The 25,055-nt window shown below is 55.0% G+C and carries 20 protein-coding genes; 7 read left to right on the forward strand and 13 right to left on the reverse strand.

Features of this window, described 5'->3' with window-relative positions; genetic code table 11:
- Nucleotides 1-130 precede the first annotated feature (130 nt).
- A complete protein-coding gene (locus tag VRC33_RS11500; RefSeq protein ID WP_338555917.1) occupies nt 131-1,516 on the forward strand; it encodes a M24 family metallopeptidase in 1,386 nt (461 codons plus the stop codon).
- A gap of 4 nt (nt 1,517-1,520) precedes the next feature.
- Here the strand turns inward: VRC33_RS11500 and VRC33_RS11505 are convergent, their stop codons facing one another.
- The 3 genes from VRC33_RS11505 to VRC33_RS11515 are packed head-to-tail and all read right to left on the reverse strand — an operon-like array spanning nt 1,521 to nt 4,309.
- Nucleotides 1,521-2,849, reverse strand: coding sequence for an FAD-binding oxidoreductase (locus VRC33_RS11505; RefSeq protein ID WP_338555919.1), 1,329 nt, complete (start codon nt 2,847-2,849; stop codon nt 1,521-1,523).
- A 32-nt stretch (nt 2,850-2,881) separates the two neighbouring features.
- On the reverse strand, nt 2,882-3,487 hold the full coding sequence (locus tag VRC33_RS11510) for a cupin domain-containing protein (RefSeq protein WP_338555921.1): 606 nt from the start codon (nt 3,485-3,487) through the stop codon (nt 2,882-2,884).
- A gap of 54 nt (nt 3,488-3,541) precedes the next feature.
- A complete protein-coding gene (locus tag VRC33_RS11515; RefSeq protein ID WP_338555923.1) occupies nt 3,542-4,309 on the reverse strand; it encodes a transporter substrate-binding domain-containing protein in 768 nt (255 codons plus the stop codon).
- A 301-nt stretch (nt 4,310-4,610) separates the two neighbouring features.
- On the opposite strand from VRC33_RS11515, the gene VRC33_RS11520 reads away from it, so the two are divergent.
- Nucleotides 4,611-5,261, forward strand: a complete 651-nt coding sequence (locus VRC33_RS11520) for an amino acid ABC transporter permease (protein WP_338555925.1) — start codon at nt 4,611-4,613, stop codon at nt 5,259-5,261.
- 1 nt (nt 5,262) lies between these two features.
- Nucleotides 5,263-6,030 carry an amino acid ABC transporter ATP-binding protein gene (locus VRC33_RS11525; RefSeq protein ID WP_338555927.1) on the forward strand — a complete coding sequence of 256 codons (768 nt, stop codon included), beginning with the start codon at nt 5,263-5,265 and terminating at the stop codon, nt 6,028-6,030.
- Nucleotides 6,031-6,032: 2 nt separating this feature from the next.
- Here the strand turns inward: VRC33_RS11525 and VRC33_RS11530 are convergent, their stop codons facing one another.
- A complete protein-coding gene (locus VRC33_RS11530) occupies nt 6,033-6,953 on the reverse strand; it encodes a LysR family transcriptional regulator (protein ID WP_338564267.1) in 921 nt (306 codons plus the stop codon).
- 165 nt (nt 6,954-7,118) lie between these two features.
- Here VRC33_RS11530 and VRC33_RS11535 point away from each other — a divergent pair, with 165 nt between their 5' ends.
- Entirely contained in the window at nt 7,119-7,817 is a 699-nt protein-coding gene (locus VRC33_RS11535; RefSeq protein WP_338555929.1) for an SDR family NAD(P)-dependent oxidoreductase, read from the forward strand.
- Nucleotides 7,818-7,948: 131 nt separating this feature from the next.
- On the opposite strand, the gene fhuE is transcribed toward VRC33_RS11535, so the two are convergent.
- The 4 genes from fhuE to VRC33_RS11555 form a co-directional block, all read right to left on the reverse strand.
- Nucleotides 7,949-10,186, reverse strand: a complete 2,238-nt coding sequence (gene fhuE / locus VRC33_RS11540) for a ferric-rhodotorulic acid/ferric-coprogen receptor FhuE (RefSeq protein WP_338555931.1) — start codon at nt 10,184-10,186, stop codon at nt 7,949-7,951.
- A 481-nt stretch (nt 10,187-10,667) separates the two neighbouring features.
- Nucleotides 10,668-10,952: a VF530 family protein gene (locus VRC33_RS11545; protein WP_338555933.1), complete on the reverse strand. Its 285-nt coding sequence runs from the start codon at nt 10,950-10,952 to the stop codon at nt 10,668-10,670.
- Nucleotides 10,953-11,085: 133 nt separating this feature from the next.
- A complete protein-coding gene (locus VRC33_RS11550; RefSeq protein ID WP_338564270.1) occupies nt 11,086-12,078 on the reverse strand; it encodes an NAD(P)-dependent alcohol dehydrogenase in 993 nt (330 codons plus the stop codon).
- Between the two features lie 185 nt (nt 12,079-12,263).
- Nucleotides 12,264-13,583, reverse strand: a complete 1,320-nt coding sequence (locus VRC33_RS11555; RefSeq protein WP_338555936.1) for a PAS domain-containing methyl-accepting chemotaxis protein — start codon at nt 13,581-13,583, stop codon at nt 12,264-12,266.
- A gap of 355 nt (nt 13,584-13,938) precedes the next feature.
- Between VRC33_RS11555 and VRC33_RS11560 the strand changes: the two genes are divergently transcribed.
- Genes VRC33_RS11560 through VRC33_RS11570 form a run of 3 tightly spaced genes read left to right on the forward strand, consistent with a single transcriptional unit; the run spans nt 13,939 to nt 20,770 of the window.
- Complete coding sequence (locus VRC33_RS11560; protein WP_338555938.1) at nt 13,939-15,393, forward strand: SrfA family protein; 1,455 nt, start codon at nt 13,939-13,941, stop codon at nt 15,391-15,393.
- Nucleotides 15,394-15,395: 2 nt separating this feature from the next.
- The gene (locus VRC33_RS11565; protein WP_338564273.1) at nt 15,396-18,380 is read left to right on the forward strand and encodes a virulence factor SrfB; all 2,985 of its coding nucleotides are present in this window, start codon (nt 15,396-15,398) and stop codon (nt 18,378-18,380) included.
- Nucleotides 18,377-20,770, forward strand: a complete 2,394-nt coding sequence (locus tag VRC33_RS11570; RefSeq protein ID WP_338555940.1) for a virulence factor SrfC family protein — start codon at nt 18,377-18,379, stop codon at nt 20,768-20,770. The genes VRC33_RS11565 and VRC33_RS11570 overlap by 4 nt, the downstream gene beginning before the upstream one ends.
- Before the next feature lie 124 nt (nt 20,771-20,894).
- Here the strand turns inward: VRC33_RS11570 and VRC33_RS11575 are convergent, their stop codons facing one another.
- The 5 genes from VRC33_RS11575 to VRC33_RS11595 form a co-directional block, all read right to left on the reverse strand.
- On the reverse strand, nt 20,895-21,164 hold the full coding sequence (locus tag VRC33_RS11575; RefSeq protein ID WP_338555942.1) for a barstar family protein: 270 nt from the start codon (nt 21,162-21,164) through the stop codon (nt 20,895-20,897).
- A 1-nt stretch (nt 21,165) separates the two neighbouring features.
- The gene (locus tag VRC33_RS11580; protein WP_338555944.1) at nt 21,166-21,708 is read right to left on the reverse strand and encodes a ribonuclease domain-containing protein; all 543 of its coding nucleotides are present in this window, start codon (nt 21,706-21,708) and stop codon (nt 21,166-21,168) included.
- 33 nt (nt 21,709-21,741) lie between these two features.
- The gene (locus VRC33_RS11585; RefSeq protein ID WP_338576713.1) at nt 21,742-22,662 is read right to left on the reverse strand and encodes a sugar ABC transporter substrate-binding protein; all 921 of its coding nucleotides are present in this window, start codon (nt 22,660-22,662) and stop codon (nt 21,742-21,744) included.
- A 142-nt stretch (nt 22,663-22,804) separates the two neighbouring features.
- Nucleotides 22,805-23,758 (reverse strand): AEC family transporter, encoded by a 954-nt coding sequence (locus tag VRC33_RS11590; protein ID WP_338555946.1) that lies wholly within the window; start codon nt 23,756-23,758, stop codon nt 22,805-22,807.
- 209 nt (nt 23,759-23,967) lie between these two features.
- Complete coding sequence (locus VRC33_RS11595; protein WP_338555948.1) at nt 23,968-24,987, reverse strand: AI-2E family transporter; 1,020 nt, start codon at nt 24,985-24,987, stop codon at nt 23,968-23,970.
- Between the last annotated feature and the right edge of the window lie 68 nt (nt 24,988-25,055).

Raw genomic sequence — 25,055 nt, forward strand, 5'->3', positions numbered from 1 at the left:
TCCTCATAGCGAAATCCTGCGCGTATTGTCACGCTGTAAATCTCTGTTACGGCCCTGCTGCGCTTTGTTTTACTTACCAGAACATTATGGGATAGGGTGCTGTTTTAACGATGGCCAGATGAGGAAGAAAATGAATGACTTTCAGCTAAGTGAAATTCCCGCGCCTGCGACGTTTCGCGACGTTAAAACCCCGGTGATAAGTGATGAAGTTATGCGCCAGCGGTTGCAAAACCTGCTGAAAGCGATGCGCGAGCAGGATCTGGACTCTCTGGTTATTTATGCCGACAAAGAGCATGGCAGCAATTTTGAATACCTCTCAGGCTTTATTCCCCGTTTTGAGGAGGCCTTGCTGGTTATTTCCGCAGCCGGGGAACTCGCTTACGTGATGGGGAATGAGAATCTTAAACTGGTGCCCTTTGCCAGAAATCCGGGGAAGTGCCTGCATGCCCCCGCCTTTTCTCTGCCCAATCAACCGATGGATAATGAGGCTCCGCTGGCTGAGGTGCTGGCGCAGGCAGGTATTGCCCCCGGCCAAAAAGTGGGCGTGGCTGGCTGGAAGCTGTTTACCAGCGCCGGACAGGACAATCGCTACCTGTTCGATATTCCGGCCTTTATGCTGGAGGCGATAATTACAACGGCTGGCAATCGTCAGCAGGTGGTGAATGCCACCTCGCTGCTGATCTCACCGCAACGGGGTATCAGGCGAATCAATACTGCCAGTGAAATCGCCTTTTATGAATACGGCGCTAACCTCGCTTCAACCTCTTTACTGGCCGCCCTGGACAGTATCGAAGTGGGAAAAAGCGAGCGGGCGGTTGCACAACATCTTTCCAGTGAAGGGCAACCTGCCAGCGTGGTGATGATTGCCGCAACTGGCGACAGATTTGCCAATGCCTGCCTCTATCCCACTGACAAAAAAATTCAACGTGGTGATAAATTTTCACTGACTCTGGGCTACAAAGGTGGGCTGACAAGCCGGGCGGCTTATGTGGTGGCTGCCGAAAATGAGCTGAATGCCGGAGTGGCCGATTATCTGCCAGCGCTGGCGATCCCCTATTACCGGGCGGTAATCACCTGGCTGGAAACCCTTCGTACCGGCCTGACCGGCGGAGAGCTTTATCAGACCATTGAGGGCGTTTTGCCGAAAGCGCACTATCACTGGCATCTCAATCCTGGTCATCTGGTTGCGGATGAAGAGTGGCTCTGCTCGCCGGTATATCCGGATTCTGCTATCCCTTTGCAGAGCGGGATGATTTTCCAGATTGATATCATCCCTTCTCTGCCGGGATATGGCGGTTGCAGCATTGAGGATACGGTGGCGCTTGCCGATGCCAGCCTCCGTGCAGCGCTACAAAATGACTTCCCGGAGGTGTGGCATCGGATGGAGACGCGTAAAACTTATCTGCGCGACGTGTTGAAAATCACCGTAGCCGACGAGGTGATACTGCTCTCCAACACCGTCGGCTATCTGCGCCCTTTCCTGCTGGATAAAACCCGCGCGCTGATTCGTCAATGAGCCTCTACATCATCTGTGGCTGGCGAATTTCGGTACCATCATAGAAGCGACTCAGGCGGTAGGGAGAGAAATCTGTATAGGGTTGATCGTTCATCACTAACTGCGCGGTGAGTTTGCCCGCGCCGGGGCCAATGCCAAACCCGTGGCCGCTAAAGCCCGATGCCACCACGAAGCCCGGGATTTCATCAATGCTGTCGATCACCGGCACCAGGTCAGGCGTGGTGTCTATCCATCCAGCCCAGGCATGATCGATGCCTATCCCTTTCAGGGCGGGAAACTCCGCTACCAGCGAGGCAATTGCCTCACGCAGGATGCCCCGATCGGGTGCCGGGTCCAGCACGCGGTGTTTTTCAAAGGGCGAGCGCGACTGCATTGACCAGGAACCGGCAGCTTCCGCTCCCGAGAAGAAGGAGCTGTTGATGCGTATTTTCAGTTTCTTGGCAATTTTGCTTCTGTACATGGGATAGAATTTTGTCGCAAAGCGCAGGTTTTGCGGCGCAAGATCCAGCCGTCCACGCCCCGGAATGGAGATGGTGTAGCTGCCATCGAGTCGGCGACGGATCGCCAGGTTTGGCGTACTGACACAGCCTTTGATGATTTCAGGTGCCGCAGTGGTTTTAAAGGCGGTACCCAGGATATTGGCGCAGGGTAAATCAATGCCCAACTGCTTGAAGAAGCGCGAACTCCAGGCTCCGCCACAGCAGATTACGGTGCTGGCTTTCACCAGGCCACGTTCAGTCCAGACACCCGCCACTTTACCCGCAGCGATCTCCAGCCCGCGCACCGCACAGCGCTGCTGAATATTGGCCCCGAGATTTTGTGCGCCCATCGCCAGTGCGGGTGCGGCTTTGGAAGGCTCTGCCCGGCCATCAGTGGGCGACCAGATGCCCCCCAGCCAGGGCGTGGCGCTGTTCATCCGCTCGCGCGCTTCACTTGCCGACAAAATTTCACTGTTAAAACCCACCTCCCGGGCCTTCTTCCCCCAGGTTTCCCACTTTTGCAGATCCTCTTCCCTGGTGGTGCCATAAAGAATGCCGGAGCGGCGGAATCCCAGGTCATACCCGGTCTCATCGCCCAGTTCTGACCAGCGTTGCAGGCTGTACATCGCCATCGGCAACTCATAGAGATCGCGGTTTTGCTGCCTGACCCATCCCCAGTTGCGGCCCGACTGTTCACAGCCGATCACCCCTTTTTCGAACAGAGCTACCTGGACGCCCCGTTTTGCCAGTTCATAGGTGACCGACGTACCAATAATTCCGCCACCGATGACGATCACATCAGCCTGTTCGGGAAACGCTAAACTGTCTGGTACAGCATCAATTTTAATGCGCATAGATGTCCTTAACGGGGCCGGAGTAATCCGAACTAAAGATGGTTCTCGGGAATAATATGCATAATCCACAGCACCCTGGCCTCGCCATCCGTATGATTAAAGACGTTATGCGCCAGAGTGCTGTTGAACTGAAAACTGTCGCCAGCCGATAAAGTGACAGCGTCACCATCCAGCTCCAGCGTCAGCTCGCCACTGATGACCAATCCTGCTTTTTCGCCCTGTCCCATCAGCATCTCATCTGAGCGGACACCGGGCGGAATGGCGATAATCATAAACTGAATATCGTGATCGCCAGAGGGTGAAAGCATCTCTTTGGCGATGCCCCGCTTGCCCACATGGAAATGGGGCCGTGCATCAGCCCGGCGGACATAAAATTCCGCGCCGCGAAGAGAGGGAGCCGTCTCTTCCAGAAAGGTGGTCAACGGCACCTTAAGCACTAACCGCAACTGCTCCAGCATCCTGACCGTGGGATTGGTCATATTACGTTCAATCTGGCTGATGGTCCCGGCTGAAACATTGGCCAGCGTGGCCAGGTCGGTAATCGTCAGATTGCGGGCTTTACGGATCGCCTTCAGGCGTGCGCCGATATCCGCTTCCAGCGAACCGGCCTCTGAGAGGGTCTCTTTTTCCTTTTTCATGCTCTTTACCCTTTAATTATCCTTCACACAGAGAACGACTATTATCCGGAGTGCTTACGGCATATTCCATTTTGTTTTCAGCGTTTGCAGCGTGCCATCCTCTTTCATTCCGGTCAGCGCAGCATTTATTTTCGCCATCAGCGCATCGTTGCCTTTTTTCACGCCAAAGGCCATCGGGGAAACCGTTTCCGGTTTATATCCATCCACCACGTGCATCCCTTTTAAGCCGCCGGATTTTTCCTGCGCTTTAATAATCGGATAATCGTTCATTGCGGCGGCCACTCGTCCCAGAGAGAGGTCACGCGTCATATCTGCCGGGCTGTCATAGAGTTTCACCTCTTTGGCAATACCGCTTTTAATTAAATTCTGCGAGTAATCCGTGCCGGCCATACTGCCCACCACTTCGCCTTTCAAATCCTGCCAGGAGTGGTACGTTTTTTTGTTGTCATCGCGCACCATCAGTCCGGCGCCAAACGCGGTCACCTCCTGGGAAAAGGTGATCCTTTTGGCCCGTTCGGGCGTTGGCGTCATCCCTGCCACAATCATGTCAATTTTACCGGCAATCACCGACTGAATAAGGGTTGAGAACGGGACGGCGGTAAAAGTGATATCCAGTTTTTCCCGTTTTGCGACCTCGTGAGCCACATCTGGCATAAAGCCTTCGATGTTCCCTGTTTTGGTGTCCAGAAAGGTGGTTGGCGCGCTGGAGGGAGGCGATCCTGCTGTCCATCCTGCTGCGTATGAGGTGACGCTGGCGGTGAGGGTAAGTGCAAGAACCACACCACGATGCAAAGCTGAGAGAGGTAAACACGAAGCTGGCATAGGTCACTCCTGGGTAAACAGTGAGAACGGCGCTGAGGGTCTGTTTTCACTATAATGAATTTCGGGGTGTCCTTGTCAATCTTTTATTTTTACTAATGTTAAGTCGGTAGGATTACTTATTTAACGATGATTTATAAGGTATTTTAGGGTAAATAAAGCCCCTTTATATCAGCAATAAGCAAAGCCTATGTTGAATTAATTTAAAGCGATTGACAGGGGTATGGGGGCGCGTGATATTCAATTAAATGAAATTCGCGTCCTGTCAGCCGTTGGCGCGTCCCATAAAGTACAGGAGTGAGCGATGGACTGGAGCAATATCCACACCTACTTACCCTTTCTGCTGAAAGGGGCTGAAATGACGCTGTATATCACTTTTTTCTCGCTGGTGATCAGTACGCCCCTCGGGCTGCTGTTTGCCGCCGGAAAAATGTGTCCGTGGAAGATTATTTCCTGGCCGGTGTCAGTCATCATCAATATCACCCGGGGTCTGCCGATCATCGTGGTGCTGTTTTATATCTATTTTGTTTTCCCGGACATCGGCATCACCCTGACCTCTTTCCAGGCCAGCGTTATCGGTATCGCCTTCTGCTTTTCAACCTATATTGCCGAGATCTTCCGCTCGGGTATTGAGTCGGTCGACCGTGGGCAACTGGAAGCTGCGCGCTCTATGGGGATGGGATTTGGTAAAGCGATGAAGCGAGTGGTTCTGCCGCAGGCGTTTCATGTGGCGTTGCCCCCTTACAGCAATACCCTGGTGATGATGCTGAAAGACTCCGCCCTGGCTTCAACTATCGCCGTCACTGAAATGACCCGCCAGGGCCAGTTAATCGCCTCCTCCACCTTTGATAACACCACGGTTTATACGCTGGTGGCGCTGCTCTATCTGGCGCTGTGTCTGCCACTGATGGCGCTGACCAAACGCCTTGAATCCCGCCAGGCAAAAGGGGTCTGATATGATCGAAATTGAGTGCGTCCATAAACGGTTTTCCAATGTTGAAGTGCTGAAAGGCGTGAGTTTTACCGTGCAGGAAGGGGAAGTGGTCTGTCTGATTGGCCCGTCCGGATCGGGCAAATCCACCCTGCTTCGCTGCATCAACGGGTTGGAAACTTATGAAGAAGGCGAAATCCGCGTGCTGGGCCAGCGGGTGAATAATCGTGACAAGAGCATCAATGAGCTTCGCCGTAAGATTGGCATGGTGTTCCAGCGCTTTAATCTGTTTCCCCACCGCACGGTGCTGGAAAATGTTATGGAAGGCGCAATCCATGTGAACAACGAGCCTCGCGCGCAGGCAGAGAAACGGGCGAAGGAGCTGCTGGATCTGGTGGGCCTTGCCCCAAAAATCAACGCCTGGCCAGCGCAACTCTCCGGCGGCCAGCAGCAACGGGTCGCTATTGCCCGCACGCTGGCACTGCAACCCAAAGCGATTTTATTTGATGAGCCGACTTCCGCGCTCGATCCTGAGCTGGTGGGTGAAGTGTTGCAGGTGATGCGCAATCTGGCGAAAGAAGGCATGACCATGGTGGTGGTGACGCATGAAATGCAGTTTGCGCGCGAAGTGGCGGACAGGGTCTGCTTCCTGCACAGCGGCAGAATTGTAGAGCAAGGCCCGGCCAACCGGGTACTGCTCACGCCACAGGAAGCGCCGACTCAGGATTTCCTTCGCCGTGTGATCGGCACGCAGTCAACCTGCACCTGCGAAGGCTGCCTGAAGTCGGCCTGAATTTACGGCTGGCCGCGGCAGACGCTTAGTACCAGTTGCCGCAGCCAGCGGTGCGCCGGATCGGCATCCAGCCTGGGATGCCACATCTGCGATATCGTCATTTGATCGGTCGCGACCGGCAGTTCGAAAGCGAAAAGCGATCCCCTTATATGGGCATTGATCACCGGCTGCGAATTCAGGAAGGCTTCAGATACCGGTGCTATCAGTTCAGAAGCCTGAGCCACGGCCAGCGCGGCAGCAAAACCCGGCACCACAGCAGCCACCTTACGTTCAAGACCCGATGCCGCGAGCGCGATATCCAGCGGCCCGTGGATTAGCCCACGGCGGGAGGTCACCACATGACTCCAGGCAACGAGCTTTTCCGCAGTGACCTCGGGTTCTCGCGCCAGGGGATGGTCTTTTCTGACCACGCCCACAAAGCGATCTCTGAACAGAGCCTGAATCTTGACCTCCGGCCCCATTTCCCCCAGCACCCCGATCTCAAGGTCAATCTGCCCTTCACGCAGCGGAACGCTGCTCTTCTCAGGCTTGGGAGCAAAACGCAGAAGCACGTCCGGCGCGACAGCACAGGCGGCAGCAATCAGCGTGGCGCCAAAAGTTTCCACAAAGCCATCGTTGGTTCGCAGCGTAAAAACGCGATTCAGGGAGGAGAGATCAAATTCGTCGACAGCGGGACGCAGTACGGAACGGGCTTCGAAGACGGTGTTATGTGCCCGTTCACGAAGGGCTTCAGCTCCGGGCGTTAACACCATGCGGCGCCCTGCCCGCACCAGCAAAGGGTCGCCTGTCACCGTTCGTAGCCGACCCAAAGTCCGGCTCATGGCGGAGGCGCTTAACCCCAGACGACGGGCAGCCGCGGCCACGCTGGCCTCTGCCAGCAGGACATCAAGCGCTATCAGTAAGTTCAGATCGGGATCGTTCATGGCAGCCATATTATCCCGCGCCCCTCAATGTGGGAAGGCGTTTGGTGCAGGTTATCAGTGCAGGCGTTGCGTCTTCCGCCTTATCTCTGCCGGGGCTATATTTTCTTCACTGACACAGACTGAAGAGAAAACACTTTTTTCAGCTGAACTATGAGGAATGCATCCATGTCCAGATTAGAACAAAAATCTGCCCTGCTGATTGGCGCTTCACGCGGTTTGGGCCTGGCGATGGTGGAAGAGTACCTTCATCGCGGCTGGAAAGTCACAGCCACTGGCCGCAGTAACTCAATTGATAAACTCCTGGCGCTGGCCGATATACACCCCGATCTCAGGGTGGAAACCGTCGATATTACCCTTCCAGAACAAGTGGCTGCGTTGCACCAGCGGCTTGGCGATCTGCGAGTGGACCTGCTTTTTATCAATGCTGGCGTTAAAAATAGCGACGGTGAAACCATTGCCGATGTATCCACTGACGAATTTATCCGGGTGATGGTCACCAATTCCCTCAGCCCGCTGCGGGTGATTGAAGTGTTCAAGGATCGGGTGGTGGAGACCGGCACGATTGGCGTTATGTCTTCCGGTCAGGGAAGCCTGACGAATAATACCAATGGCAATTACGAAGTGTACCGGGGCAGTAAAGCCGCACTGAATATGTTTATGCGCAGTTTTGCGGCGCGGCACAGTGAAGATCCCCGTACGCTGTTGCTGATGGCTCCCGGTTGGGTTCGCACAGATATGGGGGGATCGCAGGCACGGCTGACTATCGCTGAAAGCATTCCGGCGTTAATAAATACCATGACGGAATATCAAGGACGTTCAGGCCTGCACTATCTGGACTATCAGGGGAAAGTGGTTCCCTGGTGATCGGGGTTTTCAGTGTGCGAAATACCTTGAGGACGTGGTGTCCAGGTCATCAAGGCAGGCTGTGTGCGAATCGCCTCGGGGAAGCAGCGCCTGGAAAAAATGGCTCCGTTCAGGAGCCATTTTCAACATTATCAGAACTTGTAGTTGGCGCTTACCGAGAAGTTACGCGGTTCACCGTACTGCGCGTAGATATTGTCTACGGTGGTGTCATATTTCTTATCAAACAGGTTATTCAGGTTGGCCTGCACGGAAAGTTGCTTTGTCACCTGATAGCGGCTGAACAGGTTAACCAGCGCATAACTGCCCTGCTCGGCATAACGCGTGCCCACGCCTTCCGGCCCGTCGATTTCATCCCAGACATGCGTCTGCCAGTTCACGCCGCCACCCAGGGTGAGATCCTGCAACTGAGGCAGGCGGTAGCTGGTGAAAAGCTTTAACTGAGTGCGTGGCAGTTGAGGATTTACCGCGGTGCCATCGCGCTCTTCAGCGATGTAACGCGTGCCGCCAAAGGTCATCTGCCAGTTATCGGTAAGGGCGCCGTTGATTTCAAACTCCACGCCACGGCTAACCGTGCCATCTTTGCCCTCATAGGCGGTGTCCTGCGTCCCGGGGATAATCTGCCCCGTGCTCTGACCAACATTGTCCAGCTCGGCACGGAACACCGAAAGCGAGGTGGTCAGGCGGCTGTTAAACCAGTCTGATTTCACCCCGGCTTCGTAGTTTTTGCCTTCGACTGGCGACAGATAGGCACCATTGATGTCGCGGTAGGTCTGTGGCTGGAACACGTTGGTATAGCTGGCATAGGTTGACCAGTTTTCATTGATATCAAACACCACTCCGGCGTAAGGCGAGATGTTGTTTTTTTCCAACTCTTCGGTCAGCGTGTGCGTGCTCCAGCGGGTATAGCGGGCACCCAGGATCAGGTGCAGCGGGTCAGCCAGCGAGAGGCGGGTGGCCAGGTAGCCCGACCTCTGACGGATGGTATCCTGCTGTGAAAGCGAACGTGGACCCCAGTCGGTTTCCGGGAAATCGCTGCTGAAATTGTTAAAGTTGCCAATGTCTTCCGTAGAAAGATTGGCAAAGGCGCTGTAATAGGTGTTTTCCTGTTTGGTGTAATTCACCCCCACCATCAGCTCATGCTGGCGTCCAAACAGCTCATAGGGGCCGCTGGCGTAAGTATCAACGGCGTTCACTTCACGTTTGCCGCTGTTATAGCCTGTTCCGCCCACGACCGGATAGCCGGCATAACGTGAAACACCAGCACCGGTGTTTTTATCGAAATAGCCGTCAATGTAGAGCTGCTTGCTGTTAATAAAGGTGACGTTATGCGTGGCGTTGAGATTAAGTTGCCAGCCATTGTCGAAACTTTGCTTCAGATTAGCAAAGAGCTTTGAACTCTCTTTGTCGTTGTAAGCCCAGTCTGGCGCAGTGTTGTAGCCACGGCGATAATCCGTTTTGCTGCCATCCAGATACCAGCGCGGTGCCCCACCCCAGGTTGGGCGATTGGCATTGGTTTCCTGGAATTCGTATCCCACGGAGAGGGTGGTGGAATCGGTCAGATCGGCATCCACCGTGCCGTAAAAGAATTTCTTCTCTGCGCTGTAACGCTCAACGTAGCTGTCATTGTCCTGATAACCGGCAACAACACGGCCACGCACGTTGCCTGATTCACTCAGCGGTGCGGAGAGGTCGGCCACATAGCGCTGTTTATTCCAGCTACCATAGGTTGCGGTGACATCGCCTTTGAACTCGCGGCTGTCAGCATGTTTGCGGATCATGTTTACCGAGGCTGAAGGATTGCCTGTACCGGTCATCAAGCCGGATGCGCCACGCACCACTTCAATACGCTCATAGAGCGCAGAGTCCGTCTGGGAATCGCCCAGGTTCCAGCGTGGCTCAAACACGGTTGGAATACCATCGACCATATAGTTGTCGATCAGAAAACCCCGCGAGTAGTAGGTTTTGCGATCCAGATCGGCGGTCTCTTCCTGAATGGCGGTGGTGTTATACAGCACCTGCCCCAGCGACTGGAGCTGCTGGTCTTCCATACGCTGTTGGCTGATGATACTGACCGATTGCGGAATGTCGCGTGCAATCATCGTCATTTTGGTACCGGCACTGGTCACCGGCACGCTGTAATCGGTGGCGGCCGTGTCAGATGCGCTGCCAGTGGTGGCATTAACCGTCAGCGTTTGTCCGGTACTGGTATTTGCCGCTTCGGGTGTGGGGGTTTCCGTTGCGGCTGAGGCATAAGGAACCTGCAAAGCCGCCGCAACCAGTGCGGCGACCAGAGTATAGCGGGGTGCAATGCTGGAGCCAGCTTCACTGATGAAGCGCTTTTCCCTGATACGGCTTGAAGCAAAAGACATCGTACTACCTCAGAATTTTCTCTTATTTATTATTTTGAGCGACGATGTAGCCACTGCCCCGCCTTTGCTCAAATGCGAATGAGAACTATAATTTTTTTTATTTAGTATGTAAAAGAATATTAGGGAACTTTTCAGAATTTTGTAAGACGCCGGGGGGATGTGTCTGTTGAAGCGTTTGAAAGCAGGCATTTCCGGGATTCATCAGGATGATAAAACCCGGTAACTTCATTAATTACAGGGATAAATTGACAACGATACGCCGTTCTATCCTAGCTGCCTGCATACGGGCAAAAATGTCATTGATGTTATTCAGGGGGTTCAACCAGCCAGGGGGGCCAGTAAATTCGTACAACCGCCAGTACTGTCTTACAAGTCCTGGCGATATTGGAGAATAACCGGACTAACGATGATCCTGAATGCTCTCCGCTACGCTGGCCAGCATCTGATTGACCGGGTTACTGCCAGATCCCCATCCTGAAACTTATTCTTTCTTTTTCCAGTTAGCCCAGGGGCTGTCGGCGGGCAGCTCTGGTTCAGGGGCTGCTGGTTCATCCAGCGAGGCAATATAGAACTCTTCCACTTCTTTGCGCGCCCACGGCGTGCGGCGCAAAAACTTCAGGCTGGATTTGATGCTTGGATCGCTCTTGAAGCAGTTGATATTGATGCGTGCAGCCATCTCTGCCCACCCATAGCGAGCCACCAGCGCATTCAGCAGGGCTTCAAGCGTCAGGCCGTGCAGGGGATCTTTCGGTGAATGAGGTGTCATAGTGCATCCTGTTAACAGGGAGAAATTGCCGACACCATACTGAATGGTGCCCGTCAGTGCAATTCTCCCCTGTTTCTGACAAAAAAAACAGCGCCTGTGCGCTGGTTTAAACCGGTTTGAAGACCTTAAAGGATCAGAAATCGGCTTTCAGTACCACACGGAAGTTAGCTTTACCGGCACGGACGTGGTCCAGCGCTTCGTTGATTTTCGACATCGGGAAGAATTCAACGGTGGGGGCGATATTGGCGCGGGAAGCCAGTTTCAGCAGCGAACGTAGCTGGCCCGGCGATCCTGTAGAGGAACCCGTCAACGCCTTGTCGCCCATGATCAAATCAAACGCGCCGACCTGGAAGGGTTTCATCACTGCGCCTACGGTGTGGAATTTCCCTTTTGGTGCCAGTGCGGCAAAGTAAGGTTTCCAGTCAAGATCTACCGCTACGGTGCTGATGATCAGATCAAAACGCCCTGCCTGCGCCTTCAGTGCCTGAGGATCGCGGCTGTTGATCACCTCATCAGCCCCCATATCCAGAATCGACTGCTTTTTGTCCGGCGTGGAACTGAAAGCCACAACTTCCGCCCCCATTGCACGCAGGATTTTAATCGCAATGTGTCCCAGACCACCGATACCGATCACGCCCACACGGCTGGTTGCCGTAATATTGCTCATCAGCAGCGGTTTGAAGACGGTAATGCCGCCACACAGTAAAGGACCGGCACTTGCCAGATCCAGCTTCTCCGGAAGCGGGATCACCCACTGCCAGTCTGCACGCAGTTTCTCAGCAAAGCCGCCGTGGTTCAGAATGGTTGGCGTGGTGCCCTTTTCACAGTTGACCTGCTCGCCGTTGATACAGGCATCGCAGTGCTGACAGCTTTTGGCCGTCCAGCCGATCCCCACGCGCTGGCCCACTTTCAATCCTTTGGATTGCGCAGACTCACCCAGTGCAGAAACACGTCCAATCACTTCATGGCCGGCAATGGTAGGGAATCGGGAGATGCCCCACTCGTTGTCGATCATTGAGAGGTCAGAATGGCAGACTCCACAGTATTCAACCTCGACTTCCACTTCTTCTGTACTCAGTTCACCCGGATCGTACTCGTACAGTTCAAGCGCCTGACCGGCTTTCATCGCTGCGTAACTTTTAATTTTCACTCTTCACCTCGGATTGGGAAATACCCTGAGAAGTTTAGCAAAGCCCAAATAGTCGCAATGCACCGAAACGAGGCATCCTTGCTGCTTCGTTTGTATCTGCATGTAAATAGTGCTGGTTTTTCAGTCACTACTGGCGATTAAGCCACCATCCGCCTCTCAATTTAATCCGTCAATTTATTTGTCACGTTACCTATAGCCTCCACAACCTGAGCAGAATTGGCCTGGATATCGACAATCACATCCCCGGCTTCGCGCACGAGATGCACGCCCTCATCAGCGCGGATCAGGTTTGCGGTGATATTTTTCTGGGCCAGACTGGCAAGTTCATGATTGCGGTCGACAACACCACTGATCTCCTGGCTGGCGGTATGAATATTGGCAGCAAGGCTGCGGACCTCGTTAGCCACCACCGCAAAGCTGCGGCCATGCGTGCCTGCCCGGGCAGCTTCAATAGCCGCGTTCAGCGCCAGCAGGTTAGTCTGGCTGGCAATGGAGCGGATGGTTTCAACAATCACGCCGATCTGTGCGGATTGAGAACTCAGGCCATTAATATCGTTAGAGACTTTCCGCAGCTCCCCGGCGATCTCATTCATTTTCCTGACGCTGTTTTCAATAACGTTGACGCCCACACGCGTGTTTTCGCTGGTCTCCAGCGCGGCCTGATAAGCATGCTCAGCCGCTTCACGATCCTGTTGATTCTTCAGCACCTGGGGAGAGACGTCGGTGGCAAACTTCACCACTTCATACAGTTGATCGTTTTCATCAAAGACCGGGTTATAAGTAGCACGCAGCCAGATCGTTTTGCCCTGCCGGTTCACGCGGGCGAACTGGCCGGAAACAAAGTCACCCCGACGCAGCTTTTTCCAGAATTCAGCGTACTCTTTGCTGTTTCGGACTTCAGGAGGACAAAACATGCCGTGATGTTTGCCCACCACCTCAGCCGCCTGATAGCCCATGGTTTTCAAAAAATTGTCGTTAGCACGAAGCACCTGACCGGTAAGGTTAAATGCAATTACCGCCATTGAACGATTAATGGCATTCGTCATCGCCCGCTGCTCCTGCGCATCCAGGATATGGTCGGTGATATCGGTGGCAAGCTTGACGATTTTGATCACTCTGCCATGACGATCCTGTACCGGGACATAATTCGCCTCCAGCCACAAGGGGCGGTTATTTTTCGCCACTCGCAGAAATTTATTGCTGAAGCTTTCTCCCCGGCCTAATCGCTGCCAGAAATGGCTGTATTCAGGTGAACTGACCAGTGCAGGCGTGCAGAACAGGCTGTGATGCTGGCCAATGACTTCGTGAAATTCGTAGCCCATTTTCTCCAGGAATAGCGAATTAGCCCCCAGAATTAATCCTTCCGGTGTAAATTCAATCATGGCGATGGCGTCATTTAGCGAGCTAAGCGTTGCCTGCGAATGCCGTGAAGCGCTGTGAAAAACTCGCGATAAAACCCCTGATTTAATCGTGCTGATCATGTTGTAACCTTATTGTCATATTTTTGGTATTCGTCACAAATACACTATCGGCAAATAAGGCATTTATTTAAGTTGTATTTAATAGCTATGTTTAATTTTTGTCCGGTAAATTTTATTACCTTTCTGACGACCACGGATAGCTCAGAGGTTCCCCCACGCCGGGAGGAAGTTCCCCAGCTAAACCCAGTGATTTTGATGGGATGCGTGGCCCGTAGACATTCTGCAATCTCATTGCGAAAGTAATCACCTCTTTACCCCCTTATTTCCGCCTTTGCTTTAAGTCAAATTCCACTACAGTATCGGCAACACTGGAGAATAATTTATTTTCCGCTTCTGACAAAAAGGTCCTTTTTGCGTGGCAAAATCATTCTTACGCAGCGGAAGTCTGGATGCGGTTCTGCCTCTCGGCGAGAACGGTCAGCCCGTTTATCTTTCCGCTTTGCAACTGCGCGAAACGCTGCGCCTCAGAAAGCAGCCGCAGATTGCAGACTGTCTGGCCATTCCTCAGTCCAATGATGCCGGAGACCGTCTGGACTGGTATTCCCCGGTTTCAGGCAAAGTCACCTCCTGGGCTGCTGCCAGTGACAGCGCCCGCACGCACGCGCTTAATCAGCTGATTGCCTGCCAGCAGGCGGTGGCCGACATGTGCCAGAAGGCGCAATACGCTGAAAAAACCAGCCAGAAACTTTTTGGTGCCCTGCTGGCCAAAGCCATACAGTTCCCCGATCAGAATTTTGTTTATCTGGTCGGCGGCAAGCCGGTCCTGACGTTCTGGGGGTTTGTCAGCCTTGAGAAAAAATCCCGTCTGGATGCGCTGGACTGCCTGCGTGCCGCCGAAGATGACGAGCCGCCATTAAACCTTTCTAAACTTTCTGCCCCGATAGTGCCTGAAGTTGCCGCCCTGCCGGTTGCCCCAGTCGTTATTCCGGCCGTTATTGCGGCCCCGGTTGTGGAACCTGTCGCAGCCGCCGCGGAACCAGTTGCTGAGCCACAGAGTCTGGAGCAAAAGCCCGCGCCTAAACATGCCCTGATCCGCTACGGCTGGATGTTACCTGCCGCCGCCCTGCTGATCGCCTTTGGCGTGCAGATCAAAGGCTGTGTCTCACAGCCGGAACCGGCTAAAACGCAGGCGGCGTCCGAAGCGAAAGCCCCTCAGCCTGCGGTGGACGATCAGAGCAAGGCTGAGGCCGCTAAGACCCCGGCTAAACCAGAAACGCCAACGGCCACAGCCGTTATTCCGGCTCCGGCACAGCCCGAAGCCGTGGCCGAAAACGCCAAATCTGCTCCGGTACAACCTCAGCCAGCGGCTGTAACTGCACAACCTGGCCCGGCAGATCTGCCGGTCGATGCGGCCAGCGTGCCGGCCACGGCAGTAGCGACTGAAGCAGCCCCGGAACAACCCGCTGTTGATGTTCCTCCTGCGGCTAAAGACGATCTGGTGATGCCTGCGGATGCCGTCAAACTGGGGTCAACCAAATTCCTGAACGGCAACTGGCGCGTGATTGTGGGCGGCAAGAACCCGCTTACCGGCAAGCCACCCGTGTTGCGTTATCAGATTAAAAATGGCAAAGGCGTGGCTAAAATTGTTCAGGGCGGCGGCATCAGCTGTCGCGTGGATGTCTATGCCGGGCTGATGAGTTCGGGCAATCTGGTGATCAACAGCCGTACCAAATCCCGGTGCAGCGACGGTTCCCGCTATCAGATGCCTGAACTGGTGTGTAAACAAGGCGCCACTGGCGCAGCAGAGTGTAGTGGCCAGTATGATGCCAGTACGGTGTTACCGATGACGATGAAGCGCGAGAGTAAATGATGATGCTGGCGACGATCGCTGATTTTAAACCGAATATGACGCTGATTCAGAACAGCGGCATTCAGTTCCTCGACTTTGCGCTGACGCCGGATCATGATGCCGAGCTGCCGGGGAAATTTGTCCGCCAGACGGCCAACGGCCCTTTGCTGCGTCTGAACCTTAATACGCAAAACGGCAAATATCTGCTGCCGGTGAATGCAGGCGATATGCCGGAAGTGGTCAAGCCTGAATTCAGCTTCCCGCTGGAGCAGTCGCTGCGCCTGCTGGATGGCATCTGGCTACCGCTGCCCTATTTCCGTTTCACTCCCCCGCGCACCTTTATTGGCGGTCCTGATAACTGGGCGCGTGTGCAGATTGTCGCCCTGGATAAACCGGATCAGAACGGCAACACGCACCGTATTTGTCTGGCTTTTGAAACCCGGACCTGGGCCGAAGGCGAAGATGAGTCGCTGGCGCTGAATGAAAGCGATGTCAAAAATGGCGTCAGCTTCGCGCTGGCTCACCGCAGCAATGAGCTGGGTGAGTTCCTCGACCATACCTGGATCGATGGCTGGCTGCGTGAAATTTTCAGTCAGCAGGCCTCCTCAGTGGAACAGCGTCCACAGGTGAATATCCGCACCGCCCTGCGTGAATTTGAATATCAGGCTCACTACCTGAATATCCTGCATATGCTGGGCCATCAGCTTTCCATGCCGGAACTGAAGATCAGTGCAGCCACCCTGCAGGAACCAGCCATCCCGGTGGATTTGATCCTGGACGTGGGCAACTCTCATACCTGCGGGATCATGGTGGAAGATCATGTTGACGATCATCACGGGCTGAAACATACCTATGAGCTGCACCTGCGCAATCTCAGCGAGCCGCATCAGCTGTTTAACGAGCTGTTTGAGAGCCGCGTGGAGTTTGCTCAGGCCAATTTTGGCAAACAGAATTTCTCGATGGAGAGCGGTCGCGAAGATGCCTTTATCTGGCCTTCCATCACCCGTGTAGGCCGTGAAGCGAGTCATCTGGCCCTGCAACGTCTCGGAACCGAGGGCGCTACCGGTATCTCCAGCCCACGCCGTTATCTCTGGGATGAAGAGAGCTACACGCCGGGCTGGCGCTTCAGCCGCACGCCGGGCAATGCCGCTCAGGAGCCGCTGGCTACCGCTGCCCCGATGACCAACCTGGTGAATGACGAAGGCCAGCCTCTTTACAACCAGCCGCTGGATGAGCGCCTGCCGGTGTTCTCGCCGCAGTACAGCCGCAGCTCGGTGATGAGCTTTATGCTCTCTGAACTGCTGGCTCAGGCGCTGATGCAGATGAACAGCGCGGTGCAGCGCCAGAAGATGCTGCACAGCAGCGCCCCCCGTCAGTTGCGTAACATTATTCTGACATTACCTTCTGCGATGCCTAAACCGGAGCGGGAGATTTTCCGCCGCCGGATGCACGAAGCGATCGCGCTGGTGTGGAAAGCCATGTGCTGGCACCCGGCCGATGACGATTTCACCACCGCCAAAGACAAAGCCAAAAGCCAGGTACCCGTGCCGGAAGTGCAGATGGAGTGGGACGAAGCGACCTGCGGTCAGATGGTTTATCTCTATAACGAAACCCAGGTGAACTTTGGTGGCCGTGCCGAAGCGTTCTTCGTCAGCATGGCGCGCCCGGATCGTGCCCGCGCGGCAGATGAGCAGCCAGGCAAAACCCTGCGCATCGCCTCGATTGATATCGGTGGCGGCACCACGGATCTGGCGATTACCCAGTACCGTCTTGATGATGGCGTGGGCACTAACGTGAAAATCATGCCTCGCCTGCTGTTCCGTGAAGGGTTCAAGCTGGCGGGTGACGACATTCTGCTGGATGTGATCCAACTCTATGTGTTGCCTGCGCTACAGGCCGCCTTTAAACAGGCGGGCATGATCAATCCGGAAGGGGTAATGACCCGGCTGTTCGGCCACGAGGGGCGGCTCGATGGTCACTCCACATTGCGCCAGCAGGTGACATTGCAGATCTTTATTCCGGTTGGCCAGGCTATTCTGGAAGCTTACGAGCAGTTTGACCCGCTGGAGCTGAATGCCGAAGTCGATGCGCGTTTTGAAGAGCTGCTGGCGCTGCCCCCCACCAGAAAGCTGCTGGACTATATCAACCGCGAGATCCAGCGTGAGCTGCCGGGCGAAGCCGCAGAGTTTGATATCCTGCGTGTCCCGCTGGTGGTCAAAATGAGCAAACTTCACGCGGAGTTCCTGTCGCCGCGCATGAATATTACTCAGAGCCTGCGCTCAATGTCCGAAGTTGTCGCGGTGTATGACTGCGATGTTCTGCTGCTGACCGGCCGCCCTTCACGCTTCCCTGGCGTTCAGGCGCTGTTCCGCCATCTGCAGCCTTTACCGGTCAGCCGTATTCTCTCTCTGGACGGCTATCACACCAATGACTGGTATCCGTTTAACAAACAGGGCCGGATTGAGAACCCGAAATCCACCGCGGCGGTCGGCGCGATGCTTTGCCTGCTGTCGCTGGATCTGCGTCTGGCTAACTTCTGGTTCAAGGCTGGCGATTTCCAGCCCTATTCCACCATCCGCTATCTGGGGATGCTGGACAGCAACGGGGCACTGGGCAGCGATAATGTCTGGTATGGCGATATCGATCTGGACGACGCGGAATTCCGTCTGGATGCCCGCCAGCGGTTCCAGGTCCGTGGCGCGATGACGCTGGGCTTCCGTCAGCTGGATAATGACCGCTGGCCAGCCTCACCGCTCTATACGCTGTCGATTGCCGATCCGCAACTGGCGCGCAGCGTGGCAGGTGATAAGGTGCTGAAAATTAAACTGGCGGTGGCTAAAGAGTCCGGCGAATTTGGCCCGGAACGATTTGAAATTGCTGATGCCACGTTAGATGATGGCAGCCAGGTCCCGCTGGAGCATTTACGTCTCAGGCTGAACACCTTGGCCAGCAGCGGATCGGGAATCAGCCATTACTGGATTGACAGTGGGAGCGTATACAAGAAATGAAACCGTTGACGCCTAAACAGTTGTCCGGGCCGTTCGGCAAAAAACTGGAAGCCCTGACCAAAGGCATCGAACAGTCGGTAGCCTGGCTGGACAGCGCCCGTGAAAGTTCGCCGCGCCTGAATATGGAAGCCGATCGTCTCAGCGTCCGGCTTCAGCGCCAGCGTAATAAAGCGACCCGTTTGCTGGAGGCCGCCGGAAAAGAGTGCGCCATCGGCTTTTTTGGACTTTCCCAGGCGGGAAAGTCCTATCTGATCACCGCGCTGGCTGCCAGTGAGAAAGGCAGAACCGAGATTGCGCTGGGCAACACCACGCTCGATTACAGCCAGCTCAATCCGCAACAGTTAACCGGCACTATGGTGACCCGTTACAGCGGTCAGCAGCTGCGGGTGGATAACGAGTGGCCGGTGCAGATTGCGCTGTTAAGTGAAGAAGAACTGGTGGCGATTCTGGCCGATCTCTGGGCACGCCGTTCAGGCGAACGGGCGAGCGTGCTGGATGAACAGCAGATTTCGGAGCGGCTGAAAACCGTCTCTATGTACCGTCAGGCTGAAGCCATCGACGGGATGAACACCCATGATGTGGTGGCTCTGTGGGATCGCCTGGCGACGGCTCAGCTCTGCGTCAGTAAAGCGCTGGAGTCGCATTTCTGGCCGCTGGCGGTTGAGCTTGCACCCATGCTGGGCGTGGACGACCGTGCGCGGCTGTTTTCCCTGTTATGGGGAGAGGATCGTGAACTCACCGCCCTTTACCGCCAGCTTGCGCATGTGCTGCACCATGTTTCCTGCGTGCCCCGCGTGCTGGCACCGCTTTCGGTGCTGGACGATTCGTCGCTCAGCGTGCTGAACACCCACGGCTTGCGCTATTTCAATGCCTCATCCGATCGGGTCATTCAGGTGGTGCCACAGCATAATGGCCGCAATCTTCAGCCGGTCAACCTGCCGTTAGCCGAGCTGGCGCTGCTTGGCCGGGAAGTTGTGATGCCGCTCTACAGCGCCCCGCGTGAAAATTTATTTGAGCAGGTCGATCTGCTGGACTATCCCGGCTTTGAAACGCCTGCCGTGGTGCCGGATGATGAACAACATGCGCTGGCGCTGGACTTTATCACCGCCAAACGCCCTTTCCTGCTGACCCGTTCCGCGGAACATCAGGAAGTGAATTTACTGATGGTTTGCAGCGCCGTCGGCCAGCGTACCGACACCCGCACCGTGGGCCGCGTGCTGGATAACTGGGTCAGGCAGACTCAGGGGGAAAATAGCCAGATTCGCAACGGGCGCAAACCCGGCCTGATCTGGGCATTGACGCCCTTCGACCAGCGTATTACTCACGGGCAAAACTTTGACGCTGCCGTTCAGCGTTACGTCGGTAACCCTGGCGATGCCTGGGGGTCGATGCTGGCGATGGATGAGAAAGGCGTCAAACGTATGGCCGGCTGGCTGGTAAGCGAAGTCCGCCGCGAGAGCAAGCTGGAACGCCTGCAGGAGCAGCGTGAGGAGATCCGCCGCGAGCTGAGCGAAAACTTATTGGGCCGCTGGCATCTCGCTTCTGAAAAAGAGGAACCTCAGGCCCGACTGCGCATTGCGGGAACGCTGCTGAAGTCGTTGCAGGCGCGTACCGGCGTCCACGGTGAGCTGCTGGAACGTTTACTGCCCTCGCGTGAGACGCTGCGCCACCTGTTCCTGCAACGGCAGAATCCTGGCCAGCGCCCGCTGGTTGAAGAATATGCGCTGAGCGAGGAGGATCCCTTCGGCATCGGGATCAGTATTGATCTGCTGAGCGATGAGCCGGTGGCAGGTTTACTCAATCCGGAGGAGAAACCCGCGCAGGAAGAACCTGAAGCTGAGTTTGCCCAGCAGGTTTATCGTCACTGGATCAATGTGCTTCGTCAGTTACCGGATCAGGGGCCGCTGCTGGAGCTGCTTGGCGTCACCAAGCCCACGCTGGAGATGCTGACCGAGGAGCTGGTAACAGCCAGTATTCGTCTGGACATTGAAGCCGCGCTGGTAAAAATGCTCACCGATCATGAAGCGCCAGGTACGCCGGTAGAGATGATGGCCGATCGTCAGGTTTCCCGCGCGCTCAGCGTGATGGGCGATTTTGTCGCCTGGCTTGGCTTCCAGCATCTGCCCGAAGCACAAAGGCCGGAGAGCAAGATTAACCGGGGGCAGAAAATTTTTGCCAAACCGGAAACGCAGACGGCAAGTCTTGGCCCCGGGCAGCGACTGACCAGACTGGATCTGAAACCCAATAATTATGCCGCCTGGTATATTTATGACTGGCTGGTTGGCCTGAACGAGATGATCCTGCAGAACGCCGGTTACTCTGCCGCGCGCGAGATTGACGCAGAACATCGCGAGCAGCTGGCCGCGATCCTCAAGCAAATCGGGCGTTAATCACCAAACCGGCCCGGAGAGTAAATTAACTGTCCGGGCCGGCCTGTCATTTCCTCCCAGCCTTGATGTTCAGGCTGCGAATCGGGAAGAGTCTTGTAACTTAATGAATTCTTTCCTGTCACTCTCAGCGAATACGCAGGCTGAACTTGCCGTTCAGTTCGGCTTCCGCCTCACGCAGTACCGCAATAATGCCCGCGAACTGCTGCGCATCTTTATGCTGATCCAGATGGCGGAAGGTAACGTGCGCGGGTAATTCGATCATGCCGGTCAGCGCATCCCATAACGCATCAAGATTGGCCCCAAAGGCCATTTCAATAGCGAACTTGCGGGTAAACTGGCGGTAGAAGTCCGGGACATCAGCGATCTGGTCAAAATCAAAACTGATCGTGTTCATCTCAGTACACCTGTTCAACATGGCGGTAGTGATCGCGGGTGACGTAAATCATGCCGTCGCTGGAATAGAGCATACGATCGCTGCCGCGTCGGCCACAGTCATAGTTCACATCCGCTTCAAACCAGCGTCTCCCCTGCTTTTCTGGCAGTACCTTTTCCCGGTTTGAAAAATGATCCCCGCCAATCGCCCGGCCTGGCAGGATCTGGCAAAGATTGCCTTTGCTGGGTTCCCAGCCCTGACGCCGGGCCTGTGATTTGGTGAGGTAATAAGAAGGCAGCCGCTGATGCTGGTGCAGATAATCAGCCACCCGCTGTAACTTAGTCAGTTCGGTGATATCGCTGCCGGAGCCGACAGTATTGTCGCGGCTCTCTGAAGATGAACGTGGGAAGGCCTCATCGCTGCTCTCCGCCGATGCGTGCCGGCCCGTCTGCTGCTGAGTCGTCTCCTGGCTTTCTGTAGAGTGATGTTGTTCGGCTGGATGACGCAGCCCGGCGGCGGTGGCAACAATCGCCAGGATCGCCGCAATAATCAGTTTTTTATTCATCGGCGGAGTTTACCCCGCCGGGAGAATTAGCGTCTATTCCTTATCAACGTATTTCTGCAACGTGGCTGGGGTGACCAACTCAAACGGGATCCAGTAGTAAGGGTCAAGTTTTTCGCCTCTGATCATGCGCTGGGCGACATCCACCGAGGCTTTGCCCTGACCGATAGCATCCTGAAAAACCGTGACCTGCATCCTGCCACTGGACATCGCCTTCAGGCCGTCCGGGGTGGCATCAATCCCACCAATCAGGATTTTGCTCTCTTTTTTGCCCGCCTGTTGCAGACCCATGATCGCCCCAATAGCCATTTCGTCATTATTGGCCGCAACGATATCGATCTCCTCACCATTGGTCATCCAGTTGAGCATCAGATCCATCCCCTCATTGCGGGAATAGTTGGCGGTCTGTTTCTGCACCACTTTCATTTTCGGGTATTTGGCAACCACCTGCTCCACATCTTTAGTCCGCTGGATGGCACCCGCATCGGTCAGATTGCCAATCATCACCGCCACGTTGCCCTGATAGTTTGCCAGTCGCGCCAGCTCCTCCATCTGCAGCGTCCCGGACTGTTTCTCATCGGAACCGACAAACACCACGCCATCTGGCAGTTTTTTATCGCCAGGCGTGCGGTTAACGTAGACCAGCGGGATTTTCGCAGCGGTAACCAGTCTGGTCATTGCGGGTGTGCCGGCGGAATTTACCGGGTCAACAATGATTGCATCCACACCGGCGCTGATAAAGCTCTGGACCTGATCGGTCTGCCTGCCCACATCCCCCCGCGCATCTTCAAACTGCACGGTGATGCCTCTGGCTTTGGCCTCTTTATCTATAGAGTGGCGGATAATAGTCAGAAAGTTTTGGTCGAAATAGGCCATTGAAACGCCGATTGTCTCCGCCAGCGCGGAAGCGGAACAGCTCAGCGAAACGACCAGCAGCAGGGCTTTACAGGTTTTCATTATTCTTCTCCAGAGTCAGGATCGGCCTGCCTCGCCTGCCGGTGCAAACGAAACAAATAAACCGATTAAAGAAGATAATGAAATAAATACTCTTACCGCAAGCACCCCGCGTTGAATCCGCAAGGCCGCTCACATTTCCTCGTCAGACGAGGTCCATCACCATCAGCAGCACGGGCGTGGTCACCGCTGAGAAGATCGTCGACAGCAACATACTGGTGGCTGCCGGGCCTTTCAGCACATTAAACTGTTGTGACATCAGATAGACGTTGATGCCGACGGACATCGATCCCAGCAACACCACCACTTTGCTCTCCAGCGGCGGCAGACCAATCAGCCAGGCCAGCGCCCAAATCACCAGCGGCTGAACAATCAGTTTCAGCAGGCAGATGGCATAGCTCTCTCGCAGCCCCTCTTTCATCTGATAGGCCGCCAGGCTCATCCCCAGTGCCACCAGCGCCAGCGGAACGGCGATTTTGCCCAGCATACTGATGGGCTGATCCACCATCTGCGGTAGCGGTACTCCGGTAAGGCTGAACAGGGTGCCGGAGAGGATGGCGATAATCAGCGGATTTTTCAGCACGCTAATCGCCGTTTTGCCAAACCCTTTCAGATTCAGCGCGCCATGTTTGAACCATTCAACGGAGACTGTCGCCAGCGTCCAGAGGATCAGCCCATTGAAAACCAGCACCAGCGCGACTGACGGAATGGCCCGTTCGCCCAGCATCACGGTGGCAATCGGCAAACCAAGCATAACGTTATTGGAAAATATTCCACCCAGCGCGAAAACCGAGCCAGAGATACCGTCGAGTTTAAATACGCGGCTGGCGATCAGCCTTCCCAGCACAAAAACAATCAGGCAACTGCCAAAAAAAGCGATTAACAGGCGGGCATCAACCGGGGGACTTTTGCTGAAATCACTCATCAACCTGAACAGCATGGCGGGCAGCGCAATCTTAAACACCACGCGATTCAGGGCTTCGGTGATGCTTCCGGGCCATTTCTGCCAGCGAACCAGCAACCAGCCCAGGGCAATCAGAATAAACAACGGCATAGAAAGCAGGATTTGGTGCAGCAACGTATCCAAAAGCGCAGGCATGTGGGGCTCAACAGTCAGTCGTTTTCTCTACCATAAGGTCGATGGATAGCGGGGTAAAGCCCGGATATGGATCGCAGAATAAAAACAGGCCGGAAAAACCGGCCCCGGAAGAGAGAGTTAGCTAAAACTGCCAGCGATAAACTTCGTCACAGCGCGGGCAGTTTTGCAGTGGGAGAATGCGCACGCTGCCGCTTTCTGGCAGCGCGAAATCAGATTAACCGCGCCAGACGCAGTTCGCTTTTCAGGTAGGCGTAGTAAACCGGCGCGGCAACTACGCCGGCCAGACCGAAGGCCGATTCAAACACCAGCATTGCCAGCAGGATTTCCCAGGTTTTGGCATTGATGCGGCTGCCAAAAATGCGCGCATTGATAAAGTATTCCAGTTTGTGCACCAGTATCAGGAAGATCAGGGCAATCACCGCCGCTTTCAACGAGATAGAGAGACCGATCAACACAATCACCGTATTGGAAATCAGGTTACCGATAATCGGCAGCAGCCCCGCCACGAAGGTCAGCACCACCACAGTTTTGGCAAACGGGAAGTGCAGGCCAAACAGCGGCAGCACGCCAAACAGGAAGCCACAGGTCAGCACGGTGTTAACCAGCGAAACTTTGATTTGCGCAAACACCACGTTATGGAAGGAAGCGGCCAGGATAGTCAGACGATCCAGCAGCGCGTGTTTAAGAGGCGCATCACGGGTATTCAGGCTGCTGACGCGCAGTGAGATGATCGCCCCCAGCAGCATACCAATCAGCATGGTGGCAAAGGTGTGCGCCGCTGTGCGTCCCAGTGTTTGCACTACCACCAGATGCTCACGCAGCCAGGTGATAACCTGATGCTGGAGCTCATCAATGTCCGCGGGCAGATAACGTGTCACCACCGGAGAGAGCGTGCGTTGGGCATCCTCAAGCAGCTTGCTTGCCGCAGCATGGAAGGCTGCCGGGTTCTGGAAATCATGCAGTAAAAACCCAATCAGTTTGGTGACCCCGCCCGCCAGCGCCACCAGGATGATTACCGTCAGGAAGAAGATAATGATCCAGCGGGCCAGCGGGCCTTTCACCAGCCTCTCCACCCAGGGGGTTAACGCAAGGATAGTTTCATAGACAATAAATCCGGCAAGAAAACAGGGCAGCAGCCGCAGGGGGAAAATCAGAAACAATGCCCCAAACACCAGTAAGAAACTGGCAGCCTCGCAAATACCCTGTTTATTCAGTTTCCCCAACTCCATGATGATCCCTGTCTGAAAGATATTAAAAATCAGTGTGATTCAGACAGTATACAACGCGTTGTCAGGTT

Source organism: Erwinia sp. E_sp_B01_1 (assembly GCF_036865545.1).
Classification (GTDB): domain Bacteria; phylum Pseudomonadota; class Gammaproteobacteria; order Enterobacterales; family Enterobacteriaceae; genus Erwinia.